The sequence below is a fragment of the Stanieria cyanosphaera PCC 7437 genome (assembly GCF_000317575.1).
Classification (GTDB): domain Bacteria; phylum Cyanobacteriota; class Cyanobacteriia; order Cyanobacteriales; family Xenococcaceae; genus Stanieria; species Stanieria cyanosphaera.
In genome coordinates, this window is the sequence record NC_019748.1 from 136,082 (window position 1) to 154,867 (window position 18,786).

Genomic DNA, 18,786 nt, shown 5'->3' on the forward strand with positions numbered 1-18,786 from the left:
TTAACTATTAATTATTTCTTGGCGCACTTCATCCAAGGGTGATTCTGTTTTATCTGGTTCAAACTCTAATGTAACTTTGATTTTTATCTTTCCTTGCTGCCAGCCTTTAGAACCCGCTCGTAAAATAGAAAATTTTACACCTTCTTCAAACCATATATCATTTGCTTGTCCAAAATTAGGACGCATTGGTATAATGTGTATCTTATGTGGTGAATTTTTTAAATATTCATATAGCTGATTTGGAATAACAGTTTTAAATGCTTCAGTTATTGCTTGCTTGATTTTTCCTACTTTCAATAATTGCTCACCGAAAGATAAAACATCATCATCTTTACATTGTTTTAAAAATTCGTTTAATTCCATTATTATTACCTTGATTTGATAATAGTAGTTGTGTTGATAATAACTATTTTTATTCCATCTCTTTCCTGATGGGATCGAGTGGAGATTCAGTTTCATCTGGAGAAAACTGTAAAACTATTTTGACTTTGCCTTTTTTCCATCCCTGATTAGGAGTTAATAATTGACAGGGAACACCATCAACACACCATTTTTCCATTTTATTTTTATCTATCCTTTTTCCAAGCTCTTGTAAAAACTCTTCTACTTTATAAGTGTGATGGGCAATTAAAATATTGTCATCTCGATTTACGGATAAAACTTCGTCTTGATCTATAACTTGTTTTTGCTCTTCCATTTGATTTATTGGTGTAGTTAATTAGAGGTGGGCATTGCCCACCTTAAGGGTTAGATTTCGGTTATAGCAAGAAGTGATTCGCTTTGACTGTAATCTTGGTTATCTTCATCAAATTGAACGGGTTCTTTGGCAATTTTATTCATCACAATTACTGGTAATTGATGTTCGTAAACTTGAATTGCTTGCAGACAATTATTAATGCTAGAAACTGCTTGATTGTATTGCTCGATTTTCTGTTCGATTTCGATTTGTAATCTTTGATTGCGAGCAATTTTTTCGGCTGCTTCTTGTTCTAAAGTCTGTTCGAGATTGGCGCGTGCTTGGGGATATTGTTGTAAGATTTCGTCTGCTTGTTGGGTTGCTGTCGGTAGTAAATGAGTTTTCAAGGTTTGATTGATGGTTTGACGGAAGTTACGACGAATGGTGGTAGAAACTTTGGGTTCAAAATCCAACTTTAATAACTGACGGATGGCAGGTTCGGCTTCTACCATACTCTGACAGTCATAACCTTGAGATGTTTGTTGCAAAGTTTGCCGAAATTGATAAATTGAAAAGGTACCCTCGTCATAAAATCGGGGACTTTCTCTTACATAGCGATCGCACTCCGTCTTAGCTTCACTAATTAAGGCATGGGTTAATTGGGTTTCTAGTTGTTTGAGTTGAGTTTCAATACCTCCATCGTTATCCAAGAGGCGATACAACTGACGGTAATACTCGGCTTGTTTGACTCGATCTAATAAGCGTTGACAGAAGATTTGGACTAATTTATTTGATTCTTCGACTAAAACATCTTCCAATTCGTTGGCGAGATGATACAAAGCTTCGACTAAGACGGCAATTAAGGGTGCGGTGGCGTTACGGGGATGGGAAAGAGTAGCGCGACTATAAGCATTGGCGACAGAAAAGGTTTGTAGAAGTTCATCGAGACGACTTACCATTCTCGCTTTTAATTGACGAAAATCTTGTTCAAAAGTAGGATCGCCGTTGGTAACAATTAGATTTACTTCGCTTTCAATGTGATGACAAAATTCTTTTCCAGCTTGTTGGAGTTGTTGATTGAGTTGTCTCAATTCTTGCTGTTTCATTGCCTCAATTTCATGAGGTTGACTGTCTAAATCTTGCAGTTGTTGAAGATAATATTTTTTGAGATTAATACATAAAGGTTGTAGATCGTCGGCAAGAGTAGCAAACAGTTGAGGACGTTTTTCTTCAGTAAGATAACGAGTAATGGCAGTGCGAAATTCTTCAATGCCACTATCCGTAATTAACTGTTGAATTAAATCTTTTCCTGATTCATTAAGGATACGACAATAGTTTTCATTGGGTGTTTCGTAACTATTAACCGAAACCTTAAAATTAGTGCGAGTTAGTTTACCAGAATTAGCACAGTAATTATTAAACTCACTAACAAATTGTGGTGTTTCTTCTTCCCCACCAATACCTTTAACACTTTCCGCAAAAATAGTATTTAAACCGAAGCGATCGCTACTATTCGTATTTTTGATTTGGCTGCCATAAAAACCAAGTAAACCACTGGTTTTATAAACTTTAGTATTATCCCGAAATTGAGTTTGAATTAAACTATCTAAACGCTGTCGCAATTGCCCGTTATACCAAGTTTCATCGATACGATTAAAAACATAAAAAACACGATCTCTTATACCAGAATTCGACCGCATTTTCTCCATTAATTCTGTTTCTTCTGAAGTCATTTCTCCTGCTGCTGCTGGTTTAAGGACACAAATTACCGCAGAAGTATCAGGATGTTCGATCTTGTTATAAGTTAATTCGGCATCTTTTTTAACTGGCGCATCAATCCCTGGCAAATCTACTAAAACATTGCCATCTTTTAGTAAGGGATGATAACAGTAATATCTAATTTTTTTAAAACTGCACTATTACTTCCTCGTCGAGCATAACTTGCTGCTTCGGCTAAATTAGAAAAGTGAAATTGCTCCATTGAATAGGTAGCATTTTGAGTAGTATGAATGCGGTCTTTATTATTAACAAATCCTTCTAATAATAAACTTAGAGCTTTAGCTTGTTTGGCTCGTTCCGATTTACTTTCACCACCTTCTTGAGCAATAATATTGCTACAGTTTTCTTGTAGTGCTTGAATTACTTGAAGTGGGTGAATACTATCTTTAACAAAGATGCCTAATTTTTGACAAAGTAAGGTGGCTTGTTCTCTAATTTCTGCTTCACTTAAAAAAGTTAAAACTACTCTTTCTTGTTCAGATTCGGCATACTCAATATAACATTCCGTTCCTGTCGCATGACCTTCCGCACTATATAGTAATTGTCGCTCTAAAAGGGCATTAATCAACATCGATTTTCCTGCACTAAAAGCACCAGCAAAAACAATCTCAAATTTAGGCGAAATTGCTTTTTTTAAAGATGCTTCAATTGAGGTAGTATCTTGTTGATGATGTAAGCTTGGTTCTTGTTGAAATAAAGTTAATAAGCTATTAACATTTTCTGATAAGTTCGCACAGTGAGGAGAAGGGTAATTCATATACAAAATAAACAGTTACAGTGATTCTATTGTTAGAATTCCCATTTCCTTAATCAATTATTTCTATTGATTTGAATGACATTAGTAGGGGCGCGAATAGCACTTACCCTAAGATTCGTCAATAGCCCCTGCGTTCGTTAAATATGATGTTCTCATCCCCTACAAAGCATTGCGGAAGATAATTACTGTAGTATCAACTTTTCTGGCAATTTCTTCTGGAATATTACCGCGAACTGCATTTTGTAGTAATCCTTCGCTAGTTGCTCCAATAATAATTAAATCGTATTTTTCCGTAGTTGTAAGGCGAATAATCGTTTCTGAAACAGAATAAGCGCGGATTGGTAAGATAGTTACAGGGAAATTGATTTTATCTCGCAAAGATTCTGCTGTTTTACTTAAGTGCTGAAGCGGTAAATCTGATTGATTAGGAGAATAAATTTGACACAGTTTTATTTTAGGTGTGCGAACTAGACCAGCAAAATTTGCCAAACCAGGTAGGATTTTTAAGGCTTTTTGAGTATTTGCTCCACCGGCAGTGGGAATTAACCATAAACCTGGTCGATCTAATTTATGAGGAAAAGAATAAGGTTTTTGTCCTAATTTGACCAGCATCAAATCGCAAGGAGCTTGTTTAATTAAAGTATCAACTACACTACCAAAAATCTGATCTGGACTAGAAGTACTTCCCTTCCAACCCATTAATAAAAGATTAATTTGTTCTTGTGCGATCGCTTCTAAAATAGCTTCTGCGGTATCGTTAGCAATCCGAATTTGAGTATGAATAGGAATATTATGCTGTTTTCCTGACTGTTCTAAACGAGTCATTAAGGTTCGATTCGTAGTTAAATCTATTTGTGCTTGAGCAGGATAAATATATTTAGGTACAGAAATAACTTGCAGACAATCAATTTCATACTTTTGATATTGTGCGATCGCTATGGCAATTTGTAACAAACTGGAGGCATTTTCAGGATTCGATAAAGGTAATAAAATGCGCCCCCTTCCCATAGCAGGAGAACGAGTGCGATAAGCAACATAGGAAGGTTCTGGTTTAGCAGTTACTTCGCGATCGCCACTGAGTTGTTGTACTTCCGCTTTAATAATGTCACTTTGAGTAATAATCCCGATCAGTTTACTACCCTGAGTTACAGGAAGACGAGATAATTGATAACGATTTAACAGATACAAAACATCTGCTAAAGAAGTAGTAGGATTAGCTGTAATCGGACGTGCTGTCATGATCTCTTTCAAGAGAATTGAATCATTTTTTGTGTTGGCAGTAGCTAAATCCGACTGAGTAATAATTCCTACCAAAGCACCTTCTTCCATCACAGGAAAACCACGGTGAGAAGAACGAGAAATAGCCTTCATAGCTTCTTCAACCGTCAAACTACTAGATAAAGTCTCTACCTGCGACTGCATCACATCAACCGCTTTTAATTTAGCCAAAAAATCATAATTAGGAGCATCTTCTTGAAGTTGAATCCCGCTAGCACTGAGAAGATGTTGATAAATCGAACCTCGATGAAAACTTTCGGCGACAATATAAGCCACCGCAGAAACAATCATCAACGGTAAAACTAGATTAAAATCCGTTGTCATTTCAAAGACAATCACAATTGCTGTGACGGGAACTCTGACTACTGCCGTAAAAAATGCACCCATGCCTGCCAAAGCAAAAGTATGAGCAGATTGACTAGCAATCAAATTAACCTCTACCATCCCAACTAAATAGCCCAAAGCAGAACCCAAAACCAAAGCAGGAGCAAACAATCCCCCAGGTGCGCCACAACTATAAGCCAGAATCGTCAAGAAAAAATGAGCCGAAAAAGCGATCGCGATCGCTTGCCAACTCAATCCTCCAGAAATTAAAAATTCTCGTAAACCAGCATTATCACGAAAAAAAGTAGGTAAAAAAGCAATAATAATCCCAGAAATTAATCCTGCCAATCCCATTCGCAAAGGCATAGGTATTTTTAATTGACGGTTAAGTTTGATGCCGTAGAGAATACCGTGATTAAATAACACTCCCAACAAACCAGCTAAAATTCCCAACACAATATAAAAAGGAATCTCTTGAGCAGCAAAACTACTTTGTTGAGAAGAACGTAACATAGTTGTAGGTATATTCAAGTCTGCCGAACCTAAACTACGAGAAACGACAGCCCCTGTAAAAGAAGCGACGATCGCTGTTTCTAAAGTCAAACCCGAAACATCCCGCATCAACTCTTCAACCACAAATAAAACCCCTGCAATTGGCGTATTAAAACCTGCTGCTAATCCTGCTGCTGCACCTGCTGCAATCATCTGACGGCGATTGGTAGGTGAATTAGGAATCCAACTACTTAACTGGGCTGCTAAAGCTGCGCCAATATGAACCGTCGGCCCGCGACGACCTAAAGTTAAACCAGCACCCAAAACCAAAATAGTTCCAACCGCTTTTACTAAAGCAACTCTCAAATTCAAAGGCATCGGATATCTCGCTAATGCAGCTTTAACCTGGGGAATACCACCTCCTGCTGCTTCTGGTGACAGAATTTCAATCGCCCAACCAGCAAGTGTCCCAAAGATCAAACCAGTTATTGGTAAAGTAATGATTGCACCATATTCATAAGCAGTTTTGATCCGCCATCCTCCTAACCAGCCAATCCCCTGTTTCAGTAACAGAGCAGCTAATCCTGATAAAATACCGATTAAACAAGCTTCAATTAACGCATAGCGGTTATCAATTGAACTGCGCGCCAAAACTCTGGATTTAAACCACTCATCAAGTCGATTCCTCATAATAGGATAGAAACTGTATTGGTTAGCTGATGAATTATGAAAGAACTAGATCGAGAAAAAACAACTACTATTCTCAACGAAATAATGGAATTTGAACTAGCTGGAGTTGTGCGTTACACTCATTATTCCTTGATGGTTACTGGACCGAATCGTATTCCTATTGTGCAATTCTTTCAAGCACAAGCTAATGAATCTTTAACTCATGCTCAACAAGTAGGAGAAATTCTGACTGGTTTAGAAGGGCATCCTAGTCTCAAAATCGCTCCGATTGAAGAAAGCTATGAACACAACCTTCATGCAATTTTATCGGAAAGTCTCAATCATGAAAAAAAAGCTTTGGAACTATATAAGAAGTTACTCAGTGTGGTTGAAGATGCAAGTGTTTATCTTGAAGAGTTTACCCGTAGTATGATTGGACAAGAAGAATTACACAACATAGAAATTAGAAAGATGTTGCGCGATTTTGTTTAATTGAATGTTTGCCACCAACATAAACCGAATTATCTATCCTTAGATAGATATAACTGGATTAGTTGAGTTACATTTTTTATACTTGAGAGACAGGCACTAAATCAATTTTCTTGTTGAGGTGAGATATAACGGTTCTTAGCATTAATGAAATACAGTTCGTGTTCCTGGTTGAGCGTTGATATTTGATGGTTAATTGAAAACTGGTGTAGAGACGCGATATATCGCGTCTCTACTAGTCACTGTTAATAGGTGAAGTACACCTATTTAAGAAAGGCTATATTTATTTCCTTCAATTAAAAATTGATCAAAATTCATTATTAAATTTAAGCGTAAAAATAATTATAAAAAATAATAAAAATCAAAATAAAAATGAATAATTATATTAATAACAAACAACTTTATCAACAAAAACTTAAAGTACAAATTGACAAACTAAATGTTCACATTGCAGAACTTAAAACCCATGTTGAACATACTAAGACTGATGTCTCAAATCAATATCAAAGTAAATTAGAAGAACTATATACGAAACGCGAACTTGCCCAAATTAAATTCCAAGAACTACAACAAACTAGTGAGGAAGCTTGGGAAGAAATGAAACAAGGACTTGAAAAAGCTTTGGCTGAACTAAATCAAGCCTGGAAAAATGCGATTTATAAATTCAAATAAAAAAAAATATGATGGCTACTCTTAAATTGGCTTTTACACTGACCAGTTACCAGTAAAGACGTAACATATTACGTCTCTACATTAGTTATTAATTACCTTCTGTCTTCTGCCTTTTACTTTTGGACTTGCTTACTTAATTGTCTGAGTTTGTTTGTTAGCTAAACCTTCCTTACTATGGTCTAAGCGTAACTCTCCTTGGGGTTGTTGACGCAGTTGTTGAGGAGTTTGTTGACCAACTGAACCTTTGGCTACTGTTACTCCACCATCTGCTAACCATAATGCACCTGTGACATAACTAGCTTCATCAGAAGCTAAAAAAGCGCAAACATTGGCTATTTCTTCTGGTGTACCTCGGCGTGCCATTGGAGTAGCTTCGATCAACATTTTTTCCATTTCTGCATCCATTGGACCCGTTTCTTTGTGTGTCCAAGCAGTATCAATAGCACCAGGACAGTAACAATTAGCTCGAACTCCGTATTTGGCTTGTTCGACTGCAACTCCTTTCACAAAAGAATGCATCCATCCCTTAGTGCCACCATAAGGAGTATTTTGGGCTAAGCCATTAAAACCTGCTTCTGAACCTGCACAGACAATGTTACCTTTGGTTCTTTGCAGATAAGGGAGAGCGTATTTGGTCATAACAAAAGCAGAACGCAAGTTCATTTTTAGAGTTTGATCGAAAACATCTATAGGGTAATCTTGAGTTTCTGCTGTAGCGAGGAAAACCCCCGCATTATTAACTAAAATATCCAACTTGTCGTATTGGTCGATCGCGGTTTGAATACATTTTAGAGCGTCTTTTTCTTCCGATACATCACCACAACAAGCAACTGCTTCACCACCATATTCTTTAATCGAAGCTACCACATCATCGACGGGATCGTAAGAAAACCCGTTAACTACTACTTTAGCTCCTTCTTTGGCAAATTTATGAGCGATCGCTTCTCCAATGCCCGTACCAGCACCAGTGACAATTGCTACTTTTCCTTCCAAACGTCTCATGATTTTTAATTCCTATAAAGCTTGAGCAGTGGGACGAATCAAAATTTCATTAACATCAACTTCAGGAGGCTGTTCGAGAGCATACACAATCGCACGAGCGATCGCATCTGCATCAATAGCTTCTTGATAAATTGCTTCGATATTTTGAGAAGCTTCTGTATCTTGAATTGAATTAGTTAATTCAGTAGCTACTGCACCTGGAGAGATAATTGTGCAACGAATATCTGCACCAACTTCTTGACGTAAACCTTCAGAAATTGCTCGTACTGCAAATTTACTACCACAATAAACCGCACCACCTGGAAAGACTACGTGACCAGCCACTGAGGAAATATTAATAATATGACCGTTCTTAGCAGATTGCATGATCGGTAACACCGCAGCAATTCCGTATAAAACACCTTTAATATTTACATCAACAATCTTGTCCCATTCCTCAACTCTCAATTTATCAAGGCGGGATAAAGGCATTAAGCCAGCATTATTGAGCAAAACATCGATTTTGCCATATTTATCAAGGGTTGTTTGAGCCAAAGCTTGCATTTGCTGATAATTAGTCACATCAACTGTTTGATAAGTCGCCGTTCCTCCTGCTTGTTCGATTTTACTTACCAAATCTTGTAGCCGTTCTTCACGACGTGCTGCTAACATTAATTTAGCTCCACGTTCAGCAAGCATTTTAGCTGTAGCTTCGCCAATACCACTACTAGCACCAGTAATAATTACACTTTTTCCAGAAATAGAGTTCATATATACTTATTTTGCGCTTAATTTGCAGTTGTGGTTATATAATTTGATTGAGACACTATCAGAACTCTAAGATTTATCTACAAATTATGTCTCTGCTGAGAGAAAGAGATTGGGAAATCAAATTTTAGTGTTGATGGCTGTTAGCTAAGAGCTAATTTCATCTCAACGAAACGAGCTTGACATCAAACTACTTTACACAACTAAAATGAATCTTCCCGTTTTTGAAATTGTCGCTATGGCTGCCTCAGCAGGAGGATTAAATGCTATTAGTCAAGTATTATCAAACTTACCTGCCGATTTTGCTGCTGCTATTGTAGTCGTCCAACATCTCGATCCCTCTAGTCGCTCTTATATGGCAGAGATACTTAAGCGTCGCACCCCTTTAGCAGTTAAACAAGCCGAAGAAAACGATCGCATCAATTCGGGGACAATTTATATTGCTCCTCCTAACTACCATCTTTTGATTAATCCTGACCATACTCTATCGTTAAGTAAATCAAAATTAGTTCATTTTGTGCGTCCTTCTGCCGATTTACTGTTTGAGTCAGTAGCAGCTAGTTATCAAAAACGAGCGATCGCGGTTGTGCTAACAGGAACAGGTGAAGATGGCATTATGGGGGTACAGGCGATTCATGAAATGGGAGGGATCGTAATTGCTCAAGATGAAGCAACTTCTGAATATTTTGGGATGCCCAGTGCAGCGATTAAGACGGGAACAGTAGATTTTATCCTACCTATTAATGAAATCTCTGCAAAATTAATCGCTTTAGTAATGCCTAGAAAAGGTTAATTCCGAGCAAGCAGAATAACTTATGATTATTAGATGTATAAAACAAAAAACTATAAAATATTTTTTTTTATTTCTGATTTTTAATTTTTGAAGTTGTCTCATGTAGAAATAAATAATACTGTATTACTGTATCTATAAGTTTTTACAAGCTAAAAGCTAAGAGCGAACAGCTAATAGCTACGAACCTTATTACTCTCGGTTTTGACACATTCGCAGCCATCTCACCATCTCTCAGGAAGCAGTCATCTTACTATCACTCAAGAAGAAGCCATTTCACTATCGCTCAGAAAAAGGCTTTCAATCTTGTTTTGTTAATTAACCTTTCCAATCAAACAAATGAATTTTACAGATGATGATCGCGTTTTTGAAGAACTTTTAGAATATTTAAGAAGATCGCGGGGTTTCGATTTTACTGGTTACAAACGAACTAGCCTCAAACGTCGAGTACGCAAACAGATGCAATTGCGAGAACTAAACAGTTTTGAAGCTTATCTAGATTATTTGCAAGTTCACCAGGAAGAATTTCAATTACTTTTTAATAATATTTTGATTAATGTTACTACTTTTTTTCGAGATAAATTGGCATGGAAATATTTGCAGGAACAAACTATTCCTCATTTAATTGAAGGCAAGTCACCGCGATCGCCGATTCGGATTTGGAGTGCTGGTTGTGCTTCAGGAGAAGAAGCTTATACTCTCGCGATTTTGTTCGCAGACGTTTTGGGAGTAGAATTATTTCGTCAGCGAGTTAAAATTTATGCTACAGATGTAGACGAAGAAGCCCTGAATCAAGCTCGTCTAGCGAGCTACACTAGTCAACAAATCGAGCCAATTCCGCCAGAATTACGCGATCGCTTTTTTGAATTGCAAGGAGAACGCTATCTTTTTCGCCCAGACTTGCGCCGTGTGGTGATTTTTGGTCGTCACGACTTGGTACAAGATGCACCGATTTCTCGCCTCGACTTGTTAGTCTGTCGTAATACATTAATGTATTTTAATGCCGAAACTCAAGCTAAAATTCTCAATCGTTTTCACTTCGCCCTTAATAATTCGGGATTTCTGTTTTTAGGTAAAGCAGAAATGTTGCTTACTCACGCAAATCTTTTTACTCCTGCCAATTTACAACATCGCATCTTTAGTCCAATAGCGATAACCAGAAAACGCGACCGACCAATCCTCATAGCTGACAATATCAATTTTGCGGAAGAAGAAGTGAACAATAATTCCCATTTTCATTGGCAACTTCGAGAACTTGCTTTTGATACAGGTGCGATCGCTCAAATTATCATCGACCTCAATGGCAATATAGTACTAGCCAATGCTTCCGCTCGCAATCAATTTGGGATCAATTCCCTCGATTTGGGTCGACCTTTGCAAGATTTGGAAATTTCTTATCGTCCTCTAGAATTACGTTCTCCTCTCGAAAAGATTTACCAAGAACGACAAATTATTATTATTGAAGATGTAGTTCGTAATCTCAACAAAAATGAAACTCAGTATTTAAATGTCCAGTTTATTCCCCTTGAAGGCGACAATGGTGCAATTTTGGGAGTAAGCATTTTATTTATTGATGTTACCCGTTATCATGACCTGCAAGTTCAACTTCAACAAGCGAATCAAGAATTAGAAACTGCTAATGAGGAACTTCAATCTAGTAATGAAGAGTTAGAAACCACTAATGAAGAATTGCAATCAACTAATGAAGAGTTGGAAACTACTAACGAAGAACTGCAATCAACTAACGAAGAACTAGAGACAATGAATGAAGAACTGCAATCAACCAATGAAGAATTGCAGACTATCAATGACGAATTACGTCAACGGACAACCGAACTCAATCAAGCAAATAGTTTTCTAGGTTCGATTTTGGCAAGTATTCGCTCTGGTGTAATTGTAGTAGACTATCAGTTTAATATTCTCGGTTGGAATAATGAAGCCGAAAATCTCTGGGGATTGCGAGTCGATGAAGTTAAAGGACAATCTTTATTAGGTCTTGATATTGGTTTACCAGTTGCTCAATTACGAGAACCGATTCGTAGATGTCTAAGTAGAAATAAAGACAAACAAGAAATCCAGCTTAAAGCTATTAATCGCCGAGGAAAAACTATTCAATGTCATATTAGTTTTAATCCCTTAATTGGGATTAATAAAGAACTTCAGGGTGTAATACTCTTGATAGATGAAATTGGGGCTTCAATTGACTAAATTTAAACGTATCTTTAGATTGACTTTGAAAAAATAATTATGTCGGAACTAGAAAGTAAAAATTGGCATGAGCAGTTTATTGACGACCAAGAAAAAATTTCTCAAAATCATCAAAAAATTGCCGACAAATGTGCTCAAAAGCTCATTGAATTAGGCGAAAGGCTCCAAGCAGAAAATGAACCAGGAGGAAAATCTATTGCAGAACATGGTCAAAAAATTCTCCATTACACAAAAATTGAACAGGAAAAAACTCAACAAGCATCCGAACAAAACGAAGTAAATGCTTATGAATCTACAGAAATAGCTGCCCAACAACGAAGAAAAGCAACTCAGGAACACGTCCAAGCGATCGAAGAATATAACGCAATACTGCTGAAAAAAATCCAAGCTAATCAGGAGAAAAGTAAAAAGTCGTAGGGACGTAATATGTTACGTCTGTACAAAAGTAAAAAGTTAGATAAAATATAAAAGATAATGCTACAAACAGTTAAATTTAACTTATAGTTTAGCTAAGAGCTAAGAGCTAAAAAAAACTCTATCTGTAGCCAACATTTAAGTATTTAATATTTAAAAAAGTTGAAGCTTAAATTTTTTTTAAAAGATTTTGTTGTGGTTAAAGCTAAAGTTTCTCTTCGCTTTATTGTTTTTTATATTTAAAGTTTATCTAATTTTATTTTGTGAAAATTTTGTGATTAGTAAATCACTTATATAATTATTTTAAAGATAATAACTTAATAAAAAAGTTTATCTCATTCTGTACAATTGCGATCATTTTTTTGATTTTAATAAAAAATTTATAAATTAGTTATGAATATCTCAAATTTTGAGAACCAAATCAATAATGCTCAACAGCAATTAGCTAAAATGCAAGAGAATTTAGATCAACCTCCTTCTTCAGAAAGAGAAGCTGAAGCAATTACCGCCCTTTCTATTTCTATTGAAGAACTGCACGTAGCTTTAGAAGAGTTAGAACAACAAAACTCAGAATTAATTATTACTCGCCAAGAACTAGAAAAAGAACGTCAGCAATATCAAAATTTGTTTGAATTAGCTCCCGATGGATATATTGTGACCGATCGCAATGGCGTAATTCAAGCAGCCAATCGCTCTACAGAAAAATTGCTGCACGTAAGACGCGATCACTTATTAGGAAAACCTTTTATTCTTTTTATCTGCAAAACATCGCGCCATACTTTTCACCATTGTTTAGATTCTTTATTCCAAAGTTACGAGATTGAAGAATTGGAATTAGAATTGCAACCTCGTCATGGTAAACCTTTGATCGCAGGAATCTCTTTATCCGTAGAGCTAGATTTTAAAGGAAATATTACAAGACTATTGTGGTCAATTCGCGATCTCAGCGAACGGATCGCTAATGAGCAAAAAAACCGCCAACAAGCTGCTTTATTGGACGTAGCTACAGAAGCAATTATTGTCAGCGACTTGGAAGATAAAATTACGTTTTGGAACTCTAGTGCCAAAAACATTTACGAATGGGAAGCACCAGAAGTTCTTGGTAAAAACGCGATGGAACTTTGGTGGCAAGAAACTGTACCTCAACTAGCAGAAGCCAAACAAAGTGCATTAGCACAAGGAAAATGGCAGGGAGAACTCAAAAAATATACTAAAACAGGTCGAGAAATCTTGGTAGAAAGTCACTGGTCAGTTATACGCGATCGCTCAGAACAACCAAAATCTATTCTAATTGTAGACACCGACATCACTGAAAAAAAACAACTAGAATCTCAATTATTCCAATCCCAACGTTTAGAAAGTATCGGCACTCTGGCAAGCGGAATTGCCCATGATCTCAATAATATTCTTAATCCTATCTTAGGCTCGGTGCAAATTTTGCCTCGTCTGATCCCTCAACCAAACGAATCCTGTCGCAAATTAACTGAGTTAATCGAAACTAATGCTAAACGCGGTGCCAATATCGTCAAACAAGTACTCGCATTCTCTCGGAGTGAAGAAGGCGAAAGGCAAAATCTTAAACTCAACAGTGTAATTGAAGAAGTTGAACATTTAATCCAAGAGACTTTTCCGAAAACAATTAATTTGGTCGTCAATACTCCCCCAGATTTATGGACAGTTTACGCCAATCCTACCCAAATGCATCAAGTATTACTCAATCTTTGCGTCAATTCTCGCGATGCAATGCCTTATGGTGGAACTTTGATGATTTGTGCCGAAAACCGAATTGTTACAGAAGACTACGCTCGCAAACATCTTGATGCCGAAGCAGGAGCTTATGTTGTTTTCTCAATCATCGATACTGGTTATGGCATTCCCCCTCAGATTCTGGAGCGAATTTTTGAGCCATTTTTCACGACAAAAGAAGTATATCAAGGTACTGGATTAGGACTTTTTACCGCGATGGGAATTGTGAAAAATCATGGAGGTTTTATTGAAGTATCGAGTGAATTGAAATCTGGTACTCAATTTGAAATTTTCTTGCCAGCTATCGAAATCGAAAAAATAGAAACCAAAGTTTCAACATCAGCCTTACCCGAAGGCAAGGGAGAATTAATTTTGGTAGTCGACGATGAAAAAGACAACCTTTACATGACTCAAATTTTACTAGAAACTTCTGGTTATCGGGTACTAACTGCCAAAGACGGCTTAGACGCGGTCGCAATTTTTGAACAGCATTATGGTGAAATCGAACTAGTGTTAATGGATATGATGATGCCCAATCTGGATGGAGCCACTGCGATCGCGGAATTAGTAAAAATTGCTCCTCAAGTTAAAATAATCAGTCTTAGCGGACTGGCAACTGACTATTCTCTAGCCAGAAATTCTAAGGTTAAAGCCTTTTTAGCCAAACCAATTACCGCAGAAAGTTTACTGACTACTATTAAACAAGTTATTCAAAACTAAAATTTTCTTGAGATGAAATTAGTTTTTAGCTGTTGGCTAAACTTTTAAAAAATCAAACTATTTGTAGTATTCTTTTTTCTATTTCATATATAGCAGTCGAAGGAAAGATCAGGACGCACAAATATTGTAAGAGCGATCGCTTCGCTGCACCTTCGGAGACGCGAATCGCCCCTACGATTCAATATTCTGTCTTAACCTATAGTTCGGTTGCTATAACTTTTGAACGGGCAGGGCAATGCCTTGCTCCTAGCTGACTTTTTGCGAGCTATTAATAATAAAATGTAGAGGCAATTTATGAATCACCTCTACTCCAATCTTCAAAACTTCTAATAATTAGCAAATAAACCTTTCAAGAGATTTTTAGCCAGCCATTTCTAATTGCAATTGTTTTTTAGCTTCTTTAAATTCAGTTGCCATTTGTTGCTGTTGTTGAGAAGAACAGTTACTCTTGATGGCAGAGAACATTGTGCTTTCTTCTTGACGAGTATGGTCACCAACCATTTCTTTGACTTGCTGCAACATATCTTTGAATTCTTGAGAATCTGGCTCTAAAGACTTCATCTGGTCAAGAATTTCTCTAAGTTGTGCTTGTTCATCATAAAGTTCTTGGGTATCTTCGTCGCCATAAAATGGACGTACAGTAGGATAAACAACTTGTTCTTCTGCTACTGAATGAACTAGTAAATCTTGATAAAGTTGACCAAAATATTCTTGGATTTTTTGATTATCATTACTTTGTTCAATTTCGCCAATTAAAACATTGACTTTTTGATGATCCATACGGATGATATCTTGAATTTTCAGATCTGATTGATCAGAGTTTTGAGTAGCCACACTACCTACTACACCAGTAAGTGCTGAAATGGCATCTTGAACACGACTCCAAAGTCCTTGGTCTGCTTCTTCTCCAGTTAATTCACGAGTTCCTAAAACTTCAAGTACTCCTTTTAGTTGCTCTTGATGAGCGCGGTTTTCAAAGTTAACCGTATTGATAGGTGCGAGGGCTGCTTGAACATCAGCACCAACTATCTGAGCAGCTTTATGTACAATTAGCCCAGACATAACTTGTCCGTGTTTTAGTAGTTCGTGTTGAGCCATTTTTTCGTACATGGTTAGGTCAGAACCCGACATCATTTCTTCGGCTTTCTGAACCATTTGTTGGACTTTATCTTTTGGTTCTGATTGAATACCGTATTGAGTAATGGCTGTTTCAATAATACCTAGATTCTTTTGGTCATCGGAAAGCATTTTTTGAAGGCGATCGCGAATCTCGGTATCATCACATTGATTGATAAACTCTTGTTCGTTAGAAATAATTAAATCTTGAATAGCTTTCATGCCTGCTAATTTTTCTGCAAGAGCAGCACGTTTTTCATCTGTTAAAGATACCATTAGCTTTACCTCAAAAGACTTTATTTATTAAATTTGTTCTTATTTGAAGATAAATAATAAAAACAAGTTATTTCATCAATCATTTGATAGAGGATTAAAACTAATTTTTGGTAATTTTGGTAAGTTAATGTTTTTGAATGAAATTATTTAAAATGTGTTCTATCTATAGATATAAAAATTTAAGCCCTTTTTACTTATTGATAATAATAATCAATAATTATCATAAAATTGCGAGACTGTTTGAAAATTTTAATTTTTAACTATTATTTGATTAGGTAAGATTTTCAAGTGTAAAGTAATTAAGAATACAGATCAAAAGCAGATTAAAAACTATTAACAAAAAAGCGGACTCGCCCTTAGTGAGCCACAGAGCGAGTGCAAGTCAGTTATTTCAGTTACCAGTCACCAGTCATCAGTGACCAGTTATTAGTTTTTGATTTTTAACTTTTGCCTTTTGCCTTTTGCCTTGGTACTGTTTACTTAAGGATTAGATATTAGTTGGGGTTGGGGTTGGGGTTGAGATTGAATTTGAGGTTGTGATTGAGGTTGGAGTTCAGATTCAGTGTCTGGTTTAGTAATAGTAGGAACTACTTGCATTTTGGTCGAAGATGCGATCGCATAATATAATTGTTGTGCCAGCATTTTGTTTCCTTCTGGGCTGAGGTGAATTGCATCAATAAAACTAGGTGCAGGATATTCGTCTTGAAGAGGATATAACTCGATAGTTTTGACATTATAAGGAAAAACTCTTGCCAGTTCTTTACTAGCAGCTACAAACTGCGGATAAAACTGTTTTGCTTTTTGGATATAATCTCTACCAAGTTCAGTAGTTACACTTCCTTCTACAGCAGTTAATCTACTAGGATTTCTACCTGTAATTTCTGGTTGTACAGCGATAATTAAAGGAATACGCGCCCCAGCAGTCAAACCAGCCATTTGTTTATGATTTTGAAAATAGCGAGCAATTCGACGTTGAGATTCACTTTGATCTTGAGGAAAATATTGAGCTAAGTTATTTAACTGTTCATCTAACAACCAAGTAACTTGTTGTTCTGAAGGTTTAACCGATAGCCAATTATCCTGAATAAATCTAATTAGATAAACTTTATCGCGTAGAGGTTGCAGACTTTTTTTGAGATAGACACGCAAATAAGTTGGGCCATCATCGAGCATTTTTTCGAGTTGAGGTATTTCAATCGCAGTTTGATTACTAGGAAGCATTAAATCTACATAGCCATCCAATACGATTACTAAATCGGGTTTATACCGCAAAGTATCCAAAGCCAATTGAGCTAATTGGTTTCCCGAAGCATAACCAGGAACAGCAGCATTAATCACACGATAGTTGCCTGATTTAATTTTTAAAGGTTTGGCTAAAGCTTGTTTTTGTGCTTCTTCATCTCCAGAAATCGAATTAGAACGATACATTTGAGGAGAGTCTTTTTGTTGTTGGACTCTTTGATTTAGAAAAGCCTCTAATTGTTCACTAATTGTTTCTTGATTATTAAAACTACCGTAACCAAAAGCAGTCGAACCACCTAACAGAAAAATTCTAATTTCATCTTTAGGTTTAACAGTTGAAATTGGCTCTGTATCTCGAAAACCCTGCTCGTTAATTTGCCAATATTGATTTTTTTGATTAGGAATCAATTGATAGCCTAGAGAAACACTACGTTGAGCGACTAGAGTTCCATCTACTCCAATAGTTTGATAAGGTTGTCCAGTTTCTGTTACAAACTTGAGGCGATAAGCTTTTCTAACTTGAGTTTCTGTTTGACTTTGGCTAGACTCTTTTCTTTTACCCGCTACATCCATTACGATACGGGTTAATAGTTCAAGAACCATTAAAGAGAGAAGCAGAGACAAAATGACCCATAACCAAGATAAATTGCGACGAGGTTTAGGTTTGCGTTTAGTAAAAATTAGACGTTCACGAGGGTGAGATTTAAACATAAGTTATACCTTATCAATCAATAGAAAATATCCACAATCTTGATCGAAGTAATTGATCGCTCTTTTGTTAAAAGTCTGTGATACATTTACTCTGACTAGCCCTAATCCATCAGGATTGAAAATTTTAAAATTCTTAATTGTTCATGGCTTATAAATTATTGTTCGTTTGTTTAGGTAACATTTGTCGTTCTCCCTCAGCAGAGAATATTACTAACCATTTAATTCAAGAAGCTGGTTTAGTAGGGAAAATTGTCTGTGATTCGGCAGGAACTTCTAGCTATCATATTGGTTCTCCTCCAGACCGTCGTATGACTGCTGCTGCAACTAAAAGAGGAATCAAACTTCAAGGTCGGGCAAGGCAATTTCAACCATTGGATTTTGAAAAATTTGACCTAATTCTAGCTATGGATAAACAAAATTACCAAGATATTCTTTATCTTGACCGCCAAGACCAATACCAGGATAAAGTTCGCTTGATTTGCGATTTTGCCACTTCCTATCCAGACCGAGAAGTTCCCGATCCTTACTATGGAGGTTCTCAAGGGTTTGAATACGTAATTGATTTGTTATTAGATGCTTGTCAGGGTTTGTTGGCATACGTAGTTAAAACTCAAGAATATCAAGCAAAACTATAACTTCAAAAACTACTAACCACACTCTCTGATAGGTGTCAGTATG

General features: G+C 36.5%; 14 protein-coding genes and 1 pseudogene. 7 read left to right on the plus strand and 8 right to left on the minus strand.

Features of this window, described 5'->3' with window-relative positions; all coding sequences use genetic code 11:
* The 4 genes and pseudogenes from STA7437_RS00610 to STA7437_RS00625 all read right to left on the minus strand — a co-directional run bounded on the left by STA7437_RS00610 (position 1) and on the right by STA7437_RS00625 (position 5,996).
* Positions 1–363 (minus strand): KGK domain-containing protein, encoded by a 363-nt coding sequence (locus tag STA7437_RS00610; RefSeq protein WP_015191420.1) that lies wholly within the window; start codon positions 361–363, stop codon positions 1–3.
* Positions 364–412: 49 nt separating this feature from the next.
* Positions 413–697: a KGK domain-containing protein gene (locus STA7437_RS00615; RefSeq protein WP_015191421.1), complete on the minus strand. Its 285-nt coding sequence runs from the start codon at positions 695–697 to the stop codon at positions 413–415.
* A 50-nt stretch (positions 698–747) separates the two neighbouring features.
* Positions 748–3,212: pseudogene (locus STA7437_RS00620) on the minus strand (dynamin family protein).
* 159 nt (positions 3,213–3,371) lie between these two features.
* Positions 3,372–5,996: a chloride channel protein gene (locus STA7437_RS00625; protein WP_015191422.1), complete on the minus strand. Its 2,625-nt coding sequence runs from the start codon at positions 5,994–5,996 to the stop codon at positions 3,372–3,374.
* A 36-nt stretch (positions 5,997–6,032) separates the two neighbouring features.
* Between STA7437_RS00625 and STA7437_RS00630 the strand changes: the two genes are divergently transcribed.
* Positions 6,033–6,467 carry a ferritin-like domain-containing protein gene (locus tag STA7437_RS00630; RefSeq protein WP_015191423.1) on the plus strand — a complete coding sequence of 145 codons (435 nt, stop codon included), beginning with the start codon at positions 6,033–6,035 and terminating at the stop codon, positions 6,465–6,467.
* Between the two features lie 369 nt (positions 6,468–6,836).
* Positions 6,837–7,136 (plus strand): sll1863 family stress response protein, encoded by a 300-nt coding sequence (locus tag STA7437_RS00635; protein WP_015191424.1) that lies wholly within the window; start codon positions 6,837–6,839, stop codon positions 7,134–7,136.
* A gap of 129 nt (positions 7,137–7,265) precedes the next feature.
* On the opposite strand, the gene STA7437_RS00640 is transcribed toward STA7437_RS00635, so the two are convergent.
* Both STA7437_RS00640 and STA7437_RS00645 read right to left on the minus strand, forming a co-directional pair.
* Entirely contained in the window at positions 7,266–8,138 is an 873-nt protein-coding gene (locus STA7437_RS00640; protein WP_015191425.1) for an SDR family NAD(P)-dependent oxidoreductase, read from the minus strand.
* Positions 8,139–8,150: 12 nt separating this feature from the next.
* The gene (locus STA7437_RS00645; protein ID WP_015191426.1) at positions 8,151–8,888 is read right to left on the minus strand and encodes an SDR family oxidoreductase; all 738 of its coding nucleotides are present in this window, start codon (positions 8,886–8,888) and stop codon (positions 8,151–8,153) included.
* Positions 8,889–9,093: 205 nt separating this feature from the next.
* Between STA7437_RS00645 and STA7437_RS00650 the strand changes: the two genes are divergently transcribed.
* The 4 genes from STA7437_RS00650 to STA7437_RS00665 all read left to right on the plus strand — a co-directional run bounded on the left by STA7437_RS00650 (position 9,094) and on the right by STA7437_RS00665 (position 14,763).
* A complete protein-coding gene (locus STA7437_RS00650) occupies positions 9,094–9,678 on the plus strand; it encodes a chemotaxis protein CheB (RefSeq protein WP_015191427.1) in 585 nt (194 codons plus the stop codon).
* A 336-nt stretch (positions 9,679–10,014) separates the two neighbouring features.
* Positions 10,015–11,883, plus strand: coding sequence for a CheR family methyltransferase (locus STA7437_RS00655; RefSeq protein ID WP_015191428.1), 1,869 nt, complete (start codon positions 10,015–10,017; stop codon positions 11,881–11,883).
* A 39-nt stretch (positions 11,884–11,922) separates the two neighbouring features.
* The gene (locus STA7437_RS00660) at positions 11,923–12,300 is read left to right on the plus strand and encodes a hypothetical protein (RefSeq protein ID WP_015191429.1); all 378 of its coding nucleotides are present in this window, start codon (positions 11,923–11,925) and stop codon (positions 12,298–12,300) included.
* 390 nt (positions 12,301–12,690) lie between these two features.
* Entirely contained in the window at positions 12,691–14,763 is a 2,073-nt protein-coding gene (locus STA7437_RS00665) for a PAS domain-containing hybrid sensor histidine kinase/response regulator (protein WP_015191430.1), read from the plus strand.
* Between the two features lie 360 nt (positions 14,764–15,123).
* On the opposite strand, the gene STA7437_RS00670 is transcribed toward STA7437_RS00665, so the two are convergent.
* Positions 15,124–16,155, minus strand: a complete 1,032-nt coding sequence (locus STA7437_RS00670; RefSeq protein WP_015191431.1) for a hemerythrin domain-containing protein — start codon at positions 16,153–16,155, stop codon at positions 15,124–15,126.
* Positions 16,156–16,635: 480 nt separating this feature from the next.
* Positions 16,636–18,108, minus strand: coding sequence for an SGNH/GDSL hydrolase family protein (locus tag STA7437_RS00675; protein WP_015191432.1), 1,473 nt, complete (start codon positions 18,106–18,108; stop codon positions 16,636–16,638).
* A 143-nt stretch (positions 18,109–18,251) separates the two neighbouring features.
* Here STA7437_RS00675 and STA7437_RS00680 point away from each other — a divergent pair, with 143 nt between their 5' ends.
* The gene (locus STA7437_RS00680) at positions 18,252–18,743 is read left to right on the plus strand and encodes a low molecular weight protein-tyrosine-phosphatase (protein ID WP_015191433.1); all 492 of its coding nucleotides are present in this window, start codon (positions 18,252–18,254) and stop codon (positions 18,741–18,743) included.
* The last annotated feature ends 43 nt before the right edge of the window (positions 18,744–18,786 follow it).

Excerpts from the sequence above, each read along its gene's own strand:
- STA7437_RS00630 (WP_015191423.1), top strand. The coding sequence starts at position 6,033 with ATGAAAGAACTAGATCGAGAAAAAACAACTACTATTCTCAACGAAATA.
- STA7437_RS00665 (WP_015191430.1), top strand. The coding sequence starts at position 12,691 with ATGAATATCTCAAATTTTGAGAACCAAATCAATAATGCTCAACAGCAA.
- STA7437_RS00610 (WP_015191420.1), bottom strand. The coding sequence starts at position 363 with ATGGAATTAAACGAATTTTTAAAACAATGTAAAGATGATGATGTTTTA.
- STA7437_RS00640 (WP_015191425.1), bottom strand. The coding sequence starts at position 8,138 with ATGAGACGTTTGGAAGGAAAAGTAGCAATTGTCACTGGTGCTGGTACG.
- STA7437_RS00625 (WP_015191422.1), bottom strand. The coding sequence starts at position 5,996 with ATGAGGAATCGACTTGATGAGTGGTTTAAATCCAGAGTTTTGGCGCGC.
- STA7437_RS00615 (WP_015191421.1), bottom strand. The coding sequence starts at position 697 with ATGGAAGAGCAAAAACAAGTTATAGATCAAGACGAAGTTTTATCCGTA.
- STA7437_RS00670 (WP_015191431.1), bottom strand. The coding sequence starts at position 16,155 with ATGGTATCTTTAACAGATGAAAAACGTGCTGCTCTTGCAGAAAAATTA.
- STA7437_RS00645 (WP_015191426.1), bottom strand. The coding sequence starts at position 8,888 with ATGAACTCTATTTCTGGAAAAAGTGTAATTATTACTGGTGCTAGTAGT.
- STA7437_RS00655 (WP_015191428.1), top strand. The coding sequence starts at position 10,015 with ATGAATTTTACAGATGATGATCGCGTTTTTGAAGAACTTTTAGAATAT.
- STA7437_RS00635 (WP_015191424.1), top strand. The coding sequence starts at position 6,837 with ATGAATAATTATATTAATAACAAACAACTTTATCAACAAAAACTTAAA.
- STA7437_RS00680 (WP_015191433.1), top strand. The coding sequence starts at position 18,252 with ATGGCTTATAAATTATTGTTCGTTTGTTTAGGTAACATTTGTCGTTCT.
- STA7437_RS00660 (WP_015191429.1), top strand. The coding sequence starts at position 11,923 with ATGTCGGAACTAGAAAGTAAAAATTGGCATGAGCAGTTTATTGACGAC.
- STA7437_RS00650 (WP_015191427.1), top strand. The coding sequence starts at position 9,094 with ATGAATCTTCCCGTTTTTGAAATTGTCGCTATGGCTGCCTCAGCAGGA.
- STA7437_RS00675 (WP_015191432.1), bottom strand. The coding sequence starts at position 18,108 with ATGTTTAAATCTCACCCTCGTGAACGTCTAATTTTTACTAAACGCAAA.